The following is a 786-nucleotide window of genomic DNA, read 5'->3' as shown; positions in this document are numbered from 1 at the left end:
TTTGGCTCTGGTAGTCGTGGCTTACCTCAGTGACAACTTTTCGTGTATAAGTTATTAATTATATGTTACTATTAGAATCAAAAAATGTTGACTTCGCATTTATTTATTGTTATTAGGCGTTTTTTTGACTTTTTAAACGTTATTTGCTATAATGTTTACCATAATATAAAAGTTATATATTAAGGGGAATATTTATGGAAAACATAATAAATATTATTAATAAAATAAGCAAAAATAACAATATAATAAATGGAGGAAAAAATATGACTTTTGAAGAAAATGAATCTCAATATTTTGAATCTCAATATTTTGAAACCATCGGTCAACTTTTTCTTGCGATTGTAAGAGTCTGTAAGCAAATTGGTAATTATGATGCTATTGTTTATTTATCTAATATTGATTTTGCGGGAAATAATAACGGCAACGAAAAATATCGGTTATTAGATTATAAAGTAGCTGATTTAGATAAAATTGAAAAAAAGATTTTTGATTTGCTTAATTTAAAGGAAGATCAAAATGATTATAAGCATGAGATAGAATTAGATTTTCAACAATTGCGAAGTTCTAAAGCAAAACTAATTTAAACATATAAGTGATTTTTGGAAACTATTTCGCTATTTATTGGAAATAAGCATATCGTCATTTGATTTAGAACAAGTGCAATTAGCAATTACACTTGTTCTTTTTTATAACTTTCTGACGACGTTAAGTTATAATTTCTTATAATTTCCTTATTTTTGCATTTTTTACTGTCACAGAGGTAAAGCCACGACTATCAGAGCCAAG

General features: G+C 26.1%; 1 protein-coding gene. It reads left to right on the top strand.

All coding sequences use genetic code 11. The features are described from left to right. Positions 1 to 194 precede the first annotated feature (194 nt). Positions 195 to 584, top strand: coding sequence for a hypothetical protein (locus tag JCM10991_RS11805; protein WP_155889673.1), 390 nt, complete (start codon positions 195 to 197; stop codon positions 582 to 584). Positions 585 to 786 lie beyond the last annotated feature (202 nt).

The organism is Ligilactobacillus equi DSM 15833 = JCM 10991, from assembly GCF_000615765.1.
Lineage (GTDB): Bacteria > Bacillota > Bacilli > Lactobacillales > Lactobacillaceae > Ligilactobacillus > Ligilactobacillus equi.
This window is presented reverse-complemented; position numbering and strand designations above follow the sequence as displayed.

Bases quoted from the DNA above. Each gene is read 5' to 3' on its own strand.
- JCM10991_RS11805 (WP_155889673.1), top strand. From the start codon at position 195: ATGGAAAACATAATAAATATTATTAATAAAATAAGCAAAAATAACAAT.